At 57.5% G+C, this 16,363-nt stretch carries 11 protein-coding genes and 1 pseudogene; 7 read left to right on the top strand and 5 right to left on the bottom strand.

Annotated elements, in window-relative coordinates:
- Window positions 1-23 precede the first annotated feature (23 nt).
- The 3 genes and pseudogenes from ACR3EN_RS16915 to ACR3EN_RS16925 all read left to right on the top strand — a co-directional run bounded on the left by ACR3EN_RS16915 (window position 24) and on the right by ACR3EN_RS16925 (window position 4,466).
- On the top strand, window positions 24-488 hold the full coding sequence (locus ACR3EN_RS16915; RefSeq protein ID WP_480820995.1) for a (2Fe-2S)-binding protein: 465 nt from the start codon (window positions 24-26) through the stop codon (window positions 486-488).
- A 5-nt stretch (window positions 489-493) separates the two neighbouring features.
- The gene (locus ACR3EN_RS16920) at window positions 494-2,674 is read left to right on the top strand and encodes a xanthine dehydrogenase family protein molybdopterin-binding subunit (protein WP_480820993.1); all 2,181 of its coding nucleotides are present in this window, start codon (window positions 494-496) and stop codon (window positions 2,672-2,674) included.
- 320 nt (window positions 2,675-2,994) lie between these two features.
- Window positions 2,995-4,466, top strand: a pseudogene (locus tag ACR3EN_RS16925) (trimethylamine methyltransferase family protein).
- Between the two features lie 146 nt (window positions 4,467-4,612).
- Here ACR3EN_RS16925 and ACR3EN_RS16930 read toward each other — a convergent pair.
- The 5 genes from ACR3EN_RS16930 to ACR3EN_RS16950 all read right to left on the bottom strand — a co-directional run bounded on the left by ACR3EN_RS16930 (window position 4,613) and on the right by ACR3EN_RS16950 (window position 10,983).
- Window positions 4,613-6,439: a BCCT family transporter gene (locus ACR3EN_RS16930; RefSeq protein ID WP_480820989.1), complete on the bottom strand. Its 1,827-nt coding sequence runs from the start codon at window positions 6,437-6,439 to the stop codon at window positions 4,613-4,615.
- A 70-nt stretch (window positions 6,440-6,509) separates the two neighbouring features.
- The gene (locus ACR3EN_RS16935) at window positions 6,510-7,847 is read right to left on the bottom strand and encodes an NAD(P)/FAD-dependent oxidoreductase (protein ID WP_480820987.1); all 1,338 of its coding nucleotides are present in this window, start codon (window positions 7,845-7,847) and stop codon (window positions 6,510-6,512) included.
- Window positions 7,847-9,343, bottom strand: a complete 1,497-nt coding sequence (locus ACR3EN_RS16940) for an aldehyde dehydrogenase (RefSeq protein WP_480820985.1) — start codon at window positions 9,341-9,343, stop codon at window positions 7,847-7,849. The genes ACR3EN_RS16935 and ACR3EN_RS16940 overlap by 1 nt, the downstream gene beginning before the upstream one ends.
- 3 nt (window positions 9,344-9,346) lie before the next feature.
- The gene (locus ACR3EN_RS16945; RefSeq protein ID WP_480820983.1) at window positions 9,347-10,264 is read right to left on the bottom strand and encodes a dihydrodipicolinate synthase family protein; all 918 of its coding nucleotides are present in this window, start codon (window positions 10,262-10,264) and stop codon (window positions 9,347-9,349) included.
- Between the two features lie 8 nt (window positions 10,265-10,272).
- Entirely contained in the window at window positions 10,273-10,983 is a 711-nt protein-coding gene (locus ACR3EN_RS16950) for a GntR family transcriptional regulator (RefSeq protein ID WP_480820981.1), read from the bottom strand.
- Between the two features lie 190 nt (window positions 10,984-11,173).
- On the opposite strand from ACR3EN_RS16950, the gene ACR3EN_RS16955 reads away from it, so the two are divergent.
- The 4 genes from ACR3EN_RS16955 (at window position 11,174) to ACR3EN_RS16970 (ending at window position 16,241) form a co-directional block, all read left to right on the top strand.
- Entirely contained in the window at window positions 11,174-12,124 is a 951-nt protein-coding gene (locus tag ACR3EN_RS16955; protein ID WP_480820979.1) for a GlxA family transcriptional regulator, read from the top strand.
- Between the two features lie 186 nt (window positions 12,125-12,310).
- Window positions 12,311-13,087 (top strand): DeoR/GlpR family DNA-binding transcription regulator, encoded by a 777-nt coding sequence (locus ACR3EN_RS16960; RefSeq protein ID WP_480820977.1) that lies wholly within the window; start codon window positions 12,311-12,313, stop codon window positions 13,085-13,087.
- A gap of 85 nt (window positions 13,088-13,172) precedes the next feature.
- Complete coding sequence (locus ACR3EN_RS16965; protein ID WP_480820975.1) at window positions 13,173-14,861, top strand: Na/Pi cotransporter family protein; 1,689 nt, start codon at window positions 13,173-13,175, stop codon at window positions 14,859-14,861.
- Between the two features lie 357 nt (window positions 14,862-15,218).
- Entirely contained in the window at window positions 15,219-16,241 is a 1,023-nt protein-coding gene (locus ACR3EN_RS16970; protein ID WP_480820973.1) for a putative 2-aminoethylphosphonate ABC transporter substrate-binding protein, read from the top strand.
- Window positions 16,242-16,363 lie beyond the last annotated feature (122 nt).

Here is a 16,363-nt window from a genome sequence, read left to right on the forward strand (position 1 = left end):
CAAAAAGAGGAGAGTTTGAACCCATGGCAATCGAACTGAAACTCAATGGTCAGACCCATACCGTCGAGGCCGAACCCGGTACACCGCTTTTGTGGGTCATCCGGGATGAGCTGAAGTTGACGGGTACCAAGTTCGGATGCGGCGTAGCGTCATGCGGAGCCTGCACGGTTCACATGAATGGTGAGCCGATCCGGTCTTGCCAGACGTACATTGAGGATGTCGAAGACGCCGAAATCACCACCATCGAGGTTATCGATCAGGACAAGATCGGCGCGGCTGTGCAGCAGGCGTGGCTTGAGTTGGATGTGGTTCAGTGCGGCTATTGCCAATCCGGTCAGATCATGAATGCGGTTGGTTTGCTGCGCGAGAACGCCAAGCCCACGGCAGAAGATGTCGACGAATACATGCATGGAAACGCCTGCCGCTGCGCCACTTACCAGCGTATTCGTGCCGGAGTTCTGCGTGCATCCGAGATTTTGGAGGTCTAAGACAAATGACAGCTGATTTTTCCCGCCGCGGGTTCCTGAAATCCGCCGCCGCCGCCGCGACGATCCTGTATGTTGGCACCAATGCCAAAGGCGCGATGGCCGCGTCCGCTCAGCCGGACGCGATGCTGAACCCGTTCGTCAAGATTGACAGCAATGGCAACGTGGTCGCGATTGTAAAGCACTTTGAAAAAGGGCAGGGGCCTGCCACCGGCCTGACCTCGCTGATTGCCGAAGAATTGGGTGTCACGATGGAGCAGATCGGCTACGAATTCGCGCCGTCTGACCCAAACGTCTACAATAACACCCTGTTCGGCCCGTTTCAGGGTACCGGCGGCTCTACCGCGATGGCAAATTCATGGATGCAGTATCGGACCGCTGGTGCGAATGCCCGCGAGATGCTGATCAAAGCGGCGGCTGAGGCCTGGGGGGTCCAGCCTGACGCGCTGGATATTCAGCAGGGTATGATCACAGGTGCTGGCAAGTCGGCCCCTTTGGGGACTTTCGTCGCTGCCGCAGCCAGCTTTGCACCGTCCGAGACGCCGCGCCTGCGCGACCCGTCCGAATGGAAGATCATCGGCAATCCGGATACGCGCCGCAAGGACAGCCCGGTCAAGGTCAATGGCGCTGCCAAGTTTGCCATGGATATACATCTGGACAATCAAATGGTCGTTATGGTCAAGCGAACCCCGCAGCGCGGCGGCACTGTTGCGGGTTTTGACGACAGCGCCTCCAAAGAAGTGAAAGGTTTTATCATGGCCCAAACGCTGCCGACCAAACATGGCGTTGCAGTCTATGCCGAAAACACCTGGGCCGCGATGCAAGCGCGGGAGGCGTTGGATGTAGAATGGGACCTCTCGGCTGCAGAAACCCGGTCCTCGCAGGAAATCCGGGACGAGATCATGGCGGCGCTGGACGCGGCACCGACCTACAATGTCAACAAAGCGGATCAGGCGGCGGTCGCCGCTGCAGTGGATAGCGCTGCGACGGTGGTAGAGAAGACCTTTTACTTCCCGCTGCTGGCACATGCCCCGATGGAGCCCTTGAATTGTACCATCGAGCAGACCGCCGAAGGTGACATCGTGCTGCACGATGGTGCCCAGATGCCGACCGGTCCCCACATGGCCTATCAGCAGATTTTCGATCTGCCCACAGAGAAGATCCATATCAATACCATGCTGGCCGGGGGCTCATTCGGGCGCCGCGCGACACCGGATGCGGATTATCAGGTTGAGGCTGCGCTGGCCTTCGTGCTGACTGATCGGACGCGCCCGGTCAAACTGGTCTGGGATCGCGAGGACGATATCCGCGGCGGATATTATCGCCCCGCCTTCGGTCACAAGGTGCGGGTGGGTCTGGACGAGACCGGTGCCATCGTAGGTTGGCAGCATCAAGTGGCCGGTCAGCCGGTAATCAAAGGCACCCCGTTCGAGGCCGTGCTGGTCCATGACGGTATAGACCATTCAAGTGTCGAGGGTCTGGCAGACAGCCCCTATGCGATCCCGGGCATGGCTGTGGGCCTGACGGATACCGAAAAGGCGACCTCTGTTTTGTGGTGGCGCTCGGTTGGTCATACGCATACCGGCTATGTCATGGAAGTTATGATGGATATGGCCGCAAAGGCGACAGGTCAGGACCCGGTCGCATTCCGCCTTGCGTATCTGAGCGGCGAAGACACCGATCAGTCTCGCAAGGCCGGTGTGCTCAAACTGGCGGCTGAGAAAGGCAATTGGGGCAGCCCCGCACCTGGAAACGTGCAGGGTGTGGCGGTGCACAAATCCTTTGGGTCATACGTGGCCGAGGTGGTCGAGGTTTCAGGAAATCTGGATGATGGCATCCGAATTGAGAAAGTGACCGCAGCCGTCGATTGTGGTATCGCGGTCAATCCGGACGTGATCAAGGCCCAGATCGAAGGTGGCATCGGTTATGGGATCGGCCATGCGATGCGGGATCAGATCACGCTGGATGGCGGCGTGGTCGAACAATCCAACTTTCCCGATTATGAGCCACTGCGGATCTCGGATATCCAAGCGATTGAAACCCATATCGTGCCTTCGGATCACGCGCCCACCGGCATCGGCGAACCCGGAACACCGCCCGCTGCTCCGGCGTTGGCCAATGCCATCGCCGAGCTGGACCTGCGGGTTTCCGAGCTGCCGATGAACGAAAACGGGGTCTATTTCGTTTGACCAAACGGCTGTATCGCAGACCTCCAGCGCTGCGGTACAGCCCGCCTCATTGGCTACAGAAAGCCACTGGTGGTGCGAAAAAGCAAAGCCGAAGTCTTCACCCCAGCAGGCGACATGCGTTGTTGAGTTTTTTTGATCCGGGTGATGTGCGATGTCGTTTCCTGCAAACGGGTTTCGGGAATCGTCAAGTTTGTAACGGTCAAAGCTGAGAAGATCGTGGAAACTGCTGGAGAAACCTGATGACGACAGAAACGGTAACCCGGTCCCGATCGGGCGGTCGGTCGGCCCGCCGCGCTATCCGAACTGCCCCCAAGTTTGACATGCTTCCGGGCCTGAAGCGCGGCATACCGCTGTGCGAAGTGATGGATCCGGCGCATGTCGAACGGATCGATGCGGCCTCGATGGATATTCTCGAGAATGTTGGTGTTCAGTTTCGTGACCCGATTGCGCTGGAAGACTGGAAGAAAGCCGGCGCCAAGGTGGAAGGCGAACTCGTCTTCCTTGACCGGGAGATGGTGCGCGAACTGATCGCAACGATCCCGTCGAGTTTTACTTATCACGCGCGCGACCCGGCAAAGAACGTTCGGTTGGGTGGAAATCACTCGATCTTTGTGCCGATGACCGGCGCGCCTTTTCTGCGTGATCTTGATGACGTGCGCCGCAACCCGACGCTGGACGATCTGGCAATGTTCCACAAACTGGCGCACATGATGCCAGCGCTGCATTCCTCGGCGCATCATATTGTCGAGCCTTATGATCACCCCATCAGCCAGCGACATCTGCGGATCACCTATTCATCCATGAAGCACTCGGACAAGACCTTCATGGGCATGACCACCTCGCCCAAGAACGCCGAAGATGTGATGGAGATGTGCGCGATCCTGTTTGGCGAAAAGTACCTTGAGGATCATCCGGTGACCACGGGCAACTGCAACGGAAACTCTCCGCTGGTTTGGGATGAGACAATGCTGGGTGCGATGCGGGCCTTTGCCGTCGCAATCAGCCGGTTCTGTGCTCGCCGTTTGTGCTGGGTGGGGCAAATACGCCCGCTAGCGTACCCGCTACGGTGGCGCAGCTAAATGCAGAAGCGCTGAGCGCATTGGCTTATACACAGGTCATCCGGCGCGGAGCGCCTGCCATCTACGGGCACTATCTTTCCACGGTGTCGATGAAGTCTGGCGCGCCCATGGCTGGCACGCCCGAGATCAGTTTGATGAACTTCATGATTGGCCAAATGGCACGGTTCTATGACGTGCCATGGCGCACTTCGAACACATTGGGTGGCGCCAAGACGTTTGACGCGCAAGCCGGATACGAATCCGCCACCACCCTGAGCGCTGTGATCCACTCTGGGGCAAATTACATCTGGCACTCGGCCGGCTGGAATGAGGCCGGGATGCATTGTTCTGTCGCCAAGTTCATCGTCGATGCCGAGCAATGTGCGATGGCCTATCGCATGGCGGAAGGCCCCAAATGGCATGATTTTGATCAGGCGGTGGCGGCAGTTCCTGATGTCGGGCCGGGGGGTCATTATCTGGGCCATCCGCACACGCAGGAGAACTTTCAACAGGCTTTCTTCATGCCGGACCTGTTCGACAACAACTCGATCGAGCAATGGCAGGCCGAGGGAAGCGTCGAGGTCACTGAACGTGCGCTCAAACATGCGCGTAAGCTCTTGGCCGAGTACCAGGAGCCGAAGCTGGACGAAGCCAAGAACGAAGAGCTATTGGACTATATTGCGCGCCGAGAACGTGAAATCCCCGCCGCAGATGAGTTGAATCAGACCTATTGAAGCGGCGGTTTTCCGCTTTACTGGCCCATCTCTGTTTTGAGATGGGTCTTTTGTTTTTCTGGTTGTATTGGACGGGGTCGGATGACGGGAAAAACGCCGCCGGTTACGGGGCGGCGTTTCCTGGTTTTTAGCGTTGCCGAGGTGGCTTATTCGGCGGCCTGAGCCGCAGTGTCACCTCTTTTGTCACGCAGACCATCGCGATAAAGCGCTTTGCCCAGTGATATCATCATCAGGCCCATCACCATCGTGAAGGGTAGGGCCCCGATGATCATCGCGTTGCGCAATGCGTCCAGCGGGTTGTTTTCGCCCGCCGCAAGGATCAGTGCGCCGATCACAGCGGTCAGGATCAGACCCCAGATGATGCGGTGCTTGACACCGGTCTCCTGGCTGCCGCCCGACATGATGGTGTTCATCACAAGGATGCCCGAGTCCGCAGAGGTCACGAGGAAGGTCATGATCAGGATCACACACATCACGTTCAGCATCGACAGCAGGCCGCCATCGATCATGTAGGACAGCGTCACGAACAGCTTGTTGGTGTTCGATGCCCCGATGATCGCGCCACCAGCTTCACCCGCCAGTTCCAGATCAATCGCGGTGCCACCCAGAACGGTCATCCATGCGAAACACACCAGCGCCGGTGCGAAGACACAGCCCAGGATGAATTCGCGCACGGTGCGACCCTTCGAGATGCGCGCCAGGAACAGGCCCACAAACGGCGAGAACGCGATCCACCAGGCCCAGTAGAACGTGGTCCAGCCGGACTGCCAGCCAAACTGGCGACCCTGCTCACCTGCGGCATATGCCGCGGCCAGCGTCGCCTCATCCAGTTCTGCTGCTGCGCCTTCCAGACCGCTCTTGAAGCCGTCAAAGCTGCCCCAGGCATTGGTTGCACCGCCCATCAGAGCCTCTGCATGCGCCTGTGCTTCGGCAGGCAGAGCTGCCGCGAACGCTTCGGCCGACAGCGGGCCATATGCGCTGAAGCTCAGCGAGATGAAGTGCAGGATGTAGTCGACCATCGCCGTGCCATAGGTGGTCATGGCGAAAACGAACGAGCCGAAGACGACAAATGTGCCCAGCAGGATGATCGACAAAACCAGGTTCAGGTTCGACAGGTACTTAACACCGCGGCCAACACCCGACACAGCCGAGATGATCGACAGCGTCATGATGGTTACCAAGCCAGCGATCAGGCCGACTTTGGATGGGGTCGGAACTTCGCCGCCCAGATCCATCACCCATTCCATGCCGGTGATCGCATATACACCGTCAATGAACTGGCTGATGCCATAGCCGATCGTCACCGACACACCCAGAATGGTTGCCACAACGCCCAGCACGTCGACAACGTGGCCCAGAAAGCCGTTCATCAGCTTGCCGAACAAGGGTGTCAGGGCAGATCGAATGGTCAGTGGCATGTCGCGGGTGTAGGCGTAGTAGGCCAGCGACAAACCGGTGATCACATAGATCGCCCATGCGTGAAAGCCGTAGTGCAAATAGGTGTAGCGATAAGCGGACTGGATTGCTTCGGGCTCGTTGCCCGGCACGTCGCCTGCGACCACCACGGGGTTCGAGCCCCACAGCCCCAGAGGCTCGGCGGTCGCGAACACCATCAGGCCGACGCCCAAGCCAGCACCAAACATCATCGAGAACCATGAGAAGTTCGAAAACTCCGGCTTTTCGCCGGGTGTACCCATGATCCGCTTGCCCGTGCCGGGGATGATCGCCACAGCGGCCAGAAAGAAGAAAAACAGCCCTACGATGATGACGTAGAAGCTGTTGAAGCTTTCAAGCAGACGGCCGTTCAGGCTGCCCAGCGTGCCATTCGCGTTGGCTGGAAACACCAGGGCCCATAGCACCAGACCAACCATGATCGCCTTACTGATCAGTGCAATGGGTACGCTGTAGTTCTCATAAAAACCGCCATCCGCAGTTTTTATGTCCAGATCTGTAAATGGTTCTTTTATCGACATCTAATTCCTCCCGTGTCGCGTTCGGTCGCCATTCGATGGCTATTCTTGTTGGCATGATTGCACAGCAGTCTTATTCTTCGGATGCTTTCCATTCCTTCCATCTTAGGACGACATTTGCTCCGATCTCCCGAAAGGGTTGCGGTGGCAGCTGTTTTGGTCTGTCTTCGGAACCGAAGTGTTCGACAATGTCTGATTTATGATTGCAGGCAAGCTCGGCCGCGGCAATACCTGTCAACGTGCCGCGTGCGGTCCCCAGCCCGTTTTGGACGCAACCAGAGTAGACACCACGATCAATTTCCCGTGTAACCGAGACGCCATTGAGGCTAAGGCACAGATGTCCGGCCCATTGGTATTCCATCCGGGTCCCGGCCAACTGTGGAAAACGTTGGTCAAACTTGTGCCGCATAACCCGACCGGCGCGCTTTAGATCTTTGCCGGAAGAGGCCATGCCCGGACGCAGGGCCGCGCAGGTTCGTGTGATGATCCGGTTCCCACCCTGTCTGGTATCGATGCGGCGCATTGTTGTGCCCATGGGATCCGATGGCGTCACGCCCCAGCGCGTGTGGCCACCCAGTTTCTTCAACGCATCTGTGTCCAGCGCGGGTGTCATCGCCGCAAATAGGAATAGCTGCATCAGGCGGTTGCGCGCGATACCAAAGCTTTCCAGATGGCCGTTGACAGTCAGGATTACTTTCGCGGCCGTGACCGCTCCTTTTTCCGTTTTCACGCACCAGTTATCGCCGGCGCGTTCAAAACCAAGGACAGGGCTGTTCTCAAACATACGCACGCCCTGTCCGGCCAGACCATCGGCCAACCCGCGTATGTAGCCAGCGGGCTGCAGCATGACCGTCCCGGACGTGTAAAGCCCCGAGCGATAGTGGCGCGAGCCCGTCAACTCGTGCATCTGTTGCGCATCCAAAGTCTGGCTGTCTTCATCCAGCGTCGCCAGATGCTGCGCATAGCTTTTGTTATGTGCTTCGGCGACTGCACTGACCGCACCATTGACCTTGCCCGCCTCGTCAAAGAAGTTCGGATCGATCTGGTACTCCTCAACCGCTGTACGCGCAAAACTGATCGCATGACGGTTCAGTGCGATTACCTTGCGGTCGTCACCGCCGCCCGAATAGTCTTCCGAGGCCAGGTCGTGGGGCAGATCAATCATAAAGCCCGAGTTGCGGCCTGCGGCACCTTCCGCGATACGTCCGGCCTCGATAACGGCCACGCTGGCCTCGGGTTGCAGTTGCAGGATACGACGGGCGGCGGACAGGCCTGCAAAACCTGCTCCGATGATTGCAAAGTCAGCGCGCTGATTGTCCTCAAGCACCGTTGCCGGAGCCTGGCCGCCCAGTATGGCGTTCCATGCTGCAGGTCCGCGGTGAACCGGCAGCGATTTCGCGGTGTACCGCATTAACTCACGGCCTCATCAGCGTCATCGGACAGATCAATCCAGATCGTTTTCAGTTGGGTGTACTGATCATGGGCGTGAATCGAGTTGTCGCGACCACCAAAACCCGACTGTTTATAGCCTCCAAACGGCGTCGTGATGTCGCCCTCGCCAAAGCTGTTAACTGTCACAGTCCCTGCGCGCAGGGCCCGTGCGCCACGGATGGCGCGTTTTGCATTGGCAGTGAAAATCGACGCGCACAGTCCGTAATCGGTGTCATTTGCAACTGAAATCGCCTCGTCGAATCCCGTGACTTCGATGACCGATAATACCGGTCCAAAAATCTCTTCGCGCGCCAGAATTGAAGTGTTGTCAGGCACTTCGACGACAGTCGCCTCGACAAAGCCATTGTCTGCATGCCCCCCGATGATCACAGTGTCGGCCTGTTCAAGATAGCTGCGCACTTTGTTGTAGTGTCCTTCCGAGACCAAGGCCCCCATGCGGGTTTCGGGGTCCAGCGGGTCGCCGATGTTCCAATGCTTGGTATGGTGCGCGATTCGCTGCAGCAATTCAGTCTTCACTTTCCTGTGTACGATCAGCCGCGAACTGGCCGAGCAGTTCTCGCCCATGTTCCAGAACGCACCATTGACCAGATGATGGGCCACGCGATCCAGATTCTCGGCGTCGTCCATCACAATGGCGGGGTTCTTGCCCCCCATCTCAAGCACGACCTCCTTCGCATTCGACTCTGCCGAATAGGTCAGAAACCGCTTGCCCGTCACGGTCGAGCCGGTGAATGAGACCATGTCGATATCCATGTGACGCCCGATTGGCTCGCCCACATCGGCCCCACCGCCGGGGACGATGTTCAGCACGCCAGCCGGGACGCCCGCCTCCATCGCCAGTTCGGCCACACGCAGCGCCGTCAGCGTGGTTTCGACAGCCGGTTTAACAACCAACGAACATCCGGCGGCCAGGGCCGGGCCGATCTTCCATGCCAGCATCAGCAGCGGGAAATTCCACGGCAGCACAAGCCCCACGACGCCAATCGGTTCACGCACAACCATGGCGATGTGATCGTCAGACGCGGGTGAGACCTGATCATAGATCTTGTCGATCGCCTCGGCGTGCCATTTCAGGCAGTGGATGGTTTCGGGCACGTCGACAGTTTCGCAGTCAAAGATCGTCTTGCCGCTGTCGATGCTCTCCATCACGGCCAATTCGCGCGCGTTGCGGGTCATCAGTTTGCACAGCCGGATCAGCACATCTTTGCGCTCGGACGGGTGGAGCTTTGACCAGCGGCCATCCTCGAAGGCTTCGCGCGCCTTTTCCACCGCGAAATCGACGTCTTCGGCACTGCAGGCGGCGATCTCGGCCAGAGTCTCGCTTGTGGCCGGGTTGGTGCTAGTAAAGGTCTTGCCCGACATTGCCGGGCGGAAGCTGCCATCGATGAAAGCGCCAGTGGGCAGGTCCAGATCTGCTGCGATGGATTTGTACTCGTCCTGTGTCAGCAAGCTCATGCCTTATCCCTCCGCCACGATATCTGCGATTTTGCGTTTCAACACGCGGGTCACCTGTTCCAGCGCGCGTTTGTCATCTTTGTTCAACCCGCGCAGCGGGGGGCGCATGATGCCAGCGTCTATGCCGTTCATGGTGACACCATGTTTGATGGTCTGGATGAACTTGCCACCCTGTTCCAGCACATGCATCAGCGGTAGCATCGCGCTCATGATGCGGCGGCCCTTGTCGAAATTGCCCTCGACAACGCAGGCGTTGTACAACGCCACGTGTTCCGCAGGCAGGAAGTTCGATCCACCACAGACCCAGAAGGGCGCGCCCCAGGCAAAGAATTCCAGCGCCTGATCATCCATGCCGCAACCCAGCTGAATATGCGGATAGTCGCGCGCCAGCAGATGCACCCGGTTGATATCGCCCGAGCTTTCTTTGATGCCGCAGAAGTTCCGGCTACGGCCCACACGGTCCAGAAACTCCTCACCCATCATGGTGCCGGTGCGGTGAGGGTAGTTATACAGCATCACCGGCAGATCGGCGGCCTTGTCGATGGCCAGCGCATTCAAGGCGTTTTCCCGGTCGGTCGGTACTGAATAGGCCGGGCTGGCCAGCAGGATCGAATCCGCGCCGATCTCGCGCGCGCCCGCAGCCAGTGCGATCGAGTCCGGCGTCATCATCGCACCCGTGCCCACCACCAGAGGCAAACGTCCCTTGAGGCGCTCGTGGGTGAACCTTGCGACCTCAAGGCGCTCGGCGACGGTCTGAGCATAGTTCTCGCCGGTTGAGCCGCCCGAGATCAGACCGTGCACACCGTTTTCGATCAGGTAGTCGATCACGTCCGACAAGGCGTCCCAATTGACGCTGCCATCCTCATAATAAGGGGTCACGACGGGCGTGTAGATCCCTTCAAATCTGAACAGGGGAGTCATTTACATCCTCATGCAGGGGTTTTTCGCGCCACTGTGCCCAGCGGCAGGTCAAGCCCTGCAGGCGTGACAAACAGCTCGATCTGGTCGCGTGAGAGGTTCCAGTGATCGATGGCCAGCTGCGCAGCAGCCGCCTCATCACCCGCCTCGATGGCGGTGATGATGGCGTCGTGCTGGGCGCTGGCTTGCGACAGGTTCTCGGCCATCGATGCATCCTGTGGCCGATAAAAGGTCATTCCGATTCGGGCGTGGTCGATCAGCAGGCGTTTGAAAGACGGCTGCAGATACACATTGTCGGCCATGTCACCGGTGATCTCGTGGAACCGATTGTTGGCCAACGCGCGCTCCGCACTCGACCCAGATCGCAGCGCGGTTCTGAATGCGTCCTGCGATTGTTTCAGGTGCTCAATTTGCGCAGGCTTGGCATTTTTTGCGGCCAGTTGAAGGATCGCCCCATAAATCATTGGTGCGGCCAGAAAGAAATCGCGCAGTGTTGTGTATGACATGCCAGACACGCGCGCACCGCGGTTTTCGCGCAGCTCGACATAGCCTTCGCCCGCAAGCTGCCGGAACACCTCGCGCAGCGGGGTGCGTGAAACTTCAAACTCTTCAGAAAGCGAGGCCTCATCAAGATCTGCGCCCGGGCTGAGCGCCAGTGTCAGGATTGAAGTTTTCAGATGATCATAAAGCTCTGACTTCCGGCGCCGGGCTGCATCTTTCATCAAATTACTCCGCTGCGAAAGCGCTATCGCTTCCATTCGTTCGGTGCACCCTTACAAGAAAATTCAAATTGTGTACAATAAAAAAATATGCAGTATGCAATTTGATCACGATAGAAATACGCAGACGATTGCTCGGCTCGAGTCATGGCTGGCTTTGGCGCGCAATCGGAACACTGGTACGAAGGTAAAGATGTCCAAGCCCCAGCATTTCGCATTTTTGCTGATAGAAGAGTTTTCGCATCTGGCTTTTTCCTGCGCGGTCGAGCCGCTACGGATTGCCAATCTGTTGCAGGGCGCAGATCTGTACGAGTGGTCAATCCTGTCCGAGAATGCAGAGCGGGTGACCTGTTCCAACGGCATCGTTACGCTTGTCGATGGCGGTATCGCGAAAATTCCCAAATGCGACAGGCTGTTTGTGCTGTCTGGGATCAATATGCGAAACCATGTAACCCGCCCGCTGTTGGCTGCCCTGCGGCGCGAGCGGGCGCTGGGGACCCCAATCGGAGCGCTCTGCTCCGGCTCATGGCTGTTGGCCGAGGCCGGTTTTCTGGACGGGTGCGAGGCGGCAATCCACTGGGAATACCATGACAGCTTTATGGAGGCCTTTCCCGAGGTCCGTCTTGTGCGCAGCGTGTTCACTGCAGACGGCAAGTATATCAGCGCCTCAGGTGGAACCGCGACGGCGGATCTGATGCTGCACCTGATCGAGCAGGATCATGGTCATGACCTGGCGGTCTCGATCTCTGATCAGATGGTTTACAACGCAGTACGCAATGCCACCGCTGAACAGCGTGTTTCATTGCAATCACGCAATGGAATGCGCAACGCACATCTGGCGAAGGCGATCCACATCATGGAACGCAGTATCGAAACGCCGATCTCGCCTACAGAAATTGCGGCCGACCTTGGCATCTCGACCCGTCAGCTTGAGCGATTGTTCGGCAAATTCCTCAACGCGTCGCCGAAAAAGTACTTTATGGAGATGCGGCTGGACCGGGCGCGGAAGCTCTTGTTGCAGACCGAAGCCTCGGTCACGGATGTCGCGATAGCCTGTGGGTTCGAAAACCCCGGCCATTTCTCGCGTGTGTATCGGGCATATTTCGGCATCACGCCTCAAATGCAGAAAAACAAGATCGATTGATATATTGCCACCTTTGTGTGGACTGGCATGCGCATTCGGGCATCCGCACTGTCACGATATGACCGAAAATCAGGATTTTTGAGCAATTCATTGGGCAATGGTGTGGGTATTATTGTAACCTGCCAACAAAAATGTGGACTTCTGCGCCCGTTTTGCTAAACCCGTCCGTCAAGGATGGACGGGAAGATGACGGATCAGATATCTCTCTCACCCCGTGAGATGCAATTGCTGGAAGCTTTGCGCAGCCTCGGTGGGGATGCGCGAAATGCAGAGCTGGCCAGTTTTCTGGATGTTTCTGAGGAAACGATCCGACGGACGGTCAAGTCCCTCTCGAAGCTTGGTCTTATTTCGCGTGCGCACGGGGCGGCGCGTCTGTCAGGCTCGCAATATGATGGGAACTACTTCCAGCGTCTGGGTGAGCACATCACCGAGAAGCAGCAGATCGCCGAGGCGATCGTAAGACTGATCCCAGATGGTGCTTTTCTGTTTTTGGATGTCGGCAGCACCACCGCCTTCGTAACCGAGGCGCTGCGGGTCAAAAGCAATCTTCGCGTTGTGACCAATTCGGCCAAAGTTGCCCACAGTTTGGTGGGGCATCAGGGCAACCGGGTTTTCCTGCTGGGTGGCGAGATGCAAAGCGATAATCTGGGTGCATTTGGTTTTGTCGCGGAAAGTCAGGCGCGGCGCTATCTGTATGATTTCGCTATCCTCAGTGCGGATGCCCTGAACGCAAAAGCGGGTTTCATGTACCAGGACCCGGCGGAGGCCGAGCTGGCCTCGGTCGTTGCTGAACGGACCGAGCAGCTGATTGTGGCCATGGTTCATCAGAAGTTTGGTGCAGTGGCACCCCATCAGGGCTTCAACCCGCAACTTGTTGCAAAGCTGGTGAGCGACGCAACTCCGGGTAAGAAGCTGTCCGCAAAGCTTGAGCGTTGGCAGATCAAGGTGGAGGTTATCGGATGATGGTGCTGACCTCTCAAGGCGATCTTAACAAAATTCCCCCAGACCAGAAGACCCGCAGTCAGAACGGGCAGAAAGAAAAAGCAGTATGGCAATTCTAATATTTTTGACACAACTGGCGGGGGCCACGATGCTTCTGCTGTTTGCTGTTCGTATGGTGCGCACCGGGATCGAACGCAGCTATGGCGCATCATTTCAGCGGGTGCTCACCCGCAATGACAGTATGTTGGGTGCCAGTCTGACAGGGATGGTTCTGGCGGTGGTCCTACAGAGTTCGGCCGCGGTTGCGTTGCTGTCTTCCGGCTTCGCAGCGGGGGGGTATCTGGCTTTTCCGGCGGGTCTGGCAATTGTTTTGGGTGGCGATCTGGGCTCGGCGTTGGTGATCCAGATTTTGTCGTTCCGGCTGGACTGGTTGGTGCCGCTGCTGCTGGCCGTAGGTGGTTGGCTGTTCGTCAAGACCGAACGCAAGAAGCCGCGCCAGATCGGGCGCATCCTGATGGGTGTCGCTTTCATTCTGATCTCTTTGCGATTTTTGCGCGAAGCGATGGACCCCATCCGCGACAGCGCGTTTTTGCCGGCAATTGCCGACTACCTTGTCCGCGACTATATCACCGCCTTTCTTGTGGGCGGTGCGTTGGCATTTGTTATGCACAGCTCGGTCGCGGCCATTCTGATGTGCGTCACGTTGGTGCAGATTGGCGCGCTACCCTTTTCGGCGGGCCTGTCGCTCGTCCTGGGTGCCAATCTGGGCAGTGCACTGATCCCGGTTTGGCTGACCCGCGGGATGGAGCCCTGCGCCCGGCGGATACCATTCGCGAATCTGGCGTTGAGGGGGGTCTGGGCCATACTGTGTCTGTTTGCCGCCAATCTATCCCTGCGCGCCGGAGTGCTGAGCGGCGACTATCATGGTCAGATGCTTGTGAATGCACATCTTGCCTTCAATGCGTCGCTGCTGATCCTGTCGCTGCCGTTCTGTGCTTTGCTTCAGGCCCCGTTCCTGCGCATGTTCCCGGATGTGCCGCCCGAAGCGGGCACCGATCCCACAGCGCGCCCGATCAGCGCACTGGATCCGGAGTTGGCCGGCACTCCGGCACTGGCGGTTTCGGCGCTCAAACGCGAGCTTCTGCGGATGGCTGATCTGGTGCAAATGATGTTTAGCCCGTTGCTTGGGCTGTATCGCTCGGGTGATGCCGAGCAGATCGAAGCCGTGCGGGCGATTGATCTGGATGTGAACCAGTGCCTGACGGACATCCGAAGTTTCGTGGCGTCTTTGCCATCAGAAAAAATGGACTCGCGGCATTCAGATGAGGCGCGCGATGTGCTGGAATATGCGGTCAGGCTTGAAACTGCCGGTGATGTGGTGGCCAAGCGATTGACTGTACTGGCGGAAGAGCTGCAAGAGACCGGCAAGCAGTTTTCTCCCGAGGGCTGGTCCGAACTGCAGGAAATGCACGAGAAGATTCTGGCCAATCTGAAACTGGCGACCAATGTGATCCTCTCGGAAGATCTGGAAAGTGCCCGGTTGTTGAATTCGGAGAAGACGGAAATCAAACGTGCCGAACGTGACAGTCGAAAACGGCATTTCCGCCGACTGCAGAACGGTATGATTGATAGTTTCGAGACCAGCGATGTGCATCTCGAAACCTTGCGTGCCTTGCGTGAATTCAACAGCCATATCGCGGCCATTTCCACACCAATCCTGTACTCGAATGGTCAGTTGCTCGAGACACGGCTGATCGAGGATTTGCCGCCGCGTGAGCGCGAGGCGCAGACATGATCGTCTCAAATGATTCGCTAGAATCGTCCAAGGGCCCTTCTTCTTGGCTTCTGCGTCACAGTTTCGGTGGTCGTTTGGTACAGCGGCCAGCCACATGACCCTCGGCAGATTGCTGGGCAGAGGGTTAATTCGGAAACAGTCCAGGAAGGCGATCGCTATCGCTTTGGTTGATCGGTCATAAGTTATTGATATGCAACATAATTAAGGTGCAAAAAGTTCTATAAGTTAATTTTATAATATAGTAGGTATTATCGATTTTAGTTTCTAGTTTCTGTCAAATTACTGTCATCTAAAATAAATAATCAAGCGCCCCGGAAGAATGGCGCGAGCGTCAAAATCAACTCAACAGAGGAAAACATGAAAAAAACCACGTCCAAGTTTGCAGCAATCGTCGCCGGTGCCCTGATGGCCACCGCAGCGGCCGCCGAAACCGAGCTGACCGTCTATACTGCGGTCGAGGCCGAAGATCTGGCCCGCTATGCTGAACAGTTCAACGCGGTACATCCTGACATCAACATCAACTGGGTTCGGGATTCGACCGGTATCATTACCGCGAAACTGCTTGCCGAGCGCGACAACCCGCAAGCTGACGTTGTCTGGGGACTGGCTGCGACCTCGCTGCTGCTCCTGAAATCCGAAGATATGCTAGAGCCCTATGCGCCGGTTGGTGTTGAAAAACTGGACCCTAAATTCGTGGACAGTGGCGATGTACCCAGCTGGGTTGGCATGGACGCCTGGGTCGCTTCGATCTGCTACAACACCGTCGAGGCTGAAAAGCTGGGTCTGACACCGCCGACGTCGTGGAAAGATCTGACCGACGCGCAATACCAGGGTCATGTCATCATGCCGAACCCGAACTCGTCGGGCACCGGTTTCCTTGACGTGTCCAGCTGGCTGCAGATGTTTGGTGAAGAAGGCGGCTGGGAATATATGGACGCGCTGCACGAGAACATTGCACGCTATACCCACTCTGGTTCCAAGCCCTGTAAGCTGGCTGCTGCTGGTGAGATTCCGATCGGTATCTCCTTTGCGTTCCGCGGCGCAAAATCCAAGGCCGATGGCGCCCCGCTTGACATCATTGTTCCAAGCGAAGGCGTCGGCTGGGACATGGAAGCGACCGCGATTGTTGCCGGAACGGCAAATCTGGAGGCCGCACAGAAGCTGGTTGATTTCTCGGTCACCAAAGAAGCCAACGAGATGTATAACGTAGGCTATGCAGTTGTCGCGATGCCCGGTGTTGCCAAACCCGTCGAGCACTTCCCCGACGGCCTGTTGGACGCGATGATCGACAATGACTTCGAATTCGCCGCCAATAACCGCGCTGCCATCCTTGCGGAATGGCAAGAGCGTTACGACGGCAAGTCCGAACCCAAAGAATAAACCACTCGGGCCGGAGGGGCTTAACGCCCCTCCGGCCTTTGGATAAGCTTCCCCCTACAATTCATGTGAACGGCGCGGCGAATTTCTGGCCATTCTTCCGCCATGGCTGCTGCGCAAAGCTC

The sequence above is a fragment of the Ruegeria sp. G7 genome (genome assembly GCF_056535465.1).

Bases quoted from the DNA above. Each gene is read 5' to 3' on its own strand.
- ACR3EN_RS16915 (WP_480820995.1), top strand. From the start codon at position 24: ATGGCAATCGAACTGAAACTCAATGGTCAGACCCATACCGTCGAGGCC.
- ACR3EN_RS16920 (WP_480820993.1), top strand. From the start codon at position 494: ATGACAGCTGATTTTTCCCGCCGCGGGTTCCTGAAATCCGCCGCCGCC.
- ACR3EN_RS16930 (WP_480820989.1), bottom strand. From the start codon at position 6,439: ATGTCGATAAAAGAACCATTTACAGATCTGGACATAAAAACTGCGGAT.
- ACR3EN_RS16935 (WP_480820987.1), bottom strand. From the start codon at position 7,847: ATGCGGTACACCGCGAAATCGCTGCCGGTTCACCGCGGACCTGCAGCA.
- ACR3EN_RS16940 (WP_480820985.1), bottom strand. From the start codon at position 9,343: ATGAGCTTGCTGACACAGGACGAGTACAAATCCATCGCAGCAGATCTG.
- ACR3EN_RS16945 (WP_480820983.1), bottom strand. From the start codon at position 10,264: ATGACTCCCCTGTTCAGATTTGAAGGGATCTACACGCCCGTCGTGACC.
- ACR3EN_RS16950 (WP_480820981.1), bottom strand. From the start codon at position 10,983: ATGAAAGATGCAGCCCGGCGCCGGAAGTCAGAGCTTTATGATCATCTG.
- ACR3EN_RS16955 (WP_480820979.1), top strand. From the start codon at position 11,174: ATGTCCAAGCCCCAGCATTTCGCATTTTTGCTGATAGAAGAGTTTTCG.
- ACR3EN_RS16960 (WP_480820977.1), top strand. From the start codon at position 12,311: ATGACGGATCAGATATCTCTCTCACCCCGTGAGATGCAATTGCTGGAA.
- ACR3EN_RS16965 (WP_480820975.1), top strand. From the start codon at position 13,173: ATGGCAATTCTAATATTTTTGACACAACTGGCGGGGGCCACGATGCTT.
- ACR3EN_RS16970 (WP_480820973.1), top strand. From the start codon at position 15,219: ATGAAAAAAACCACGTCCAAGTTTGCAGCAATCGTCGCCGGTGCCCTG.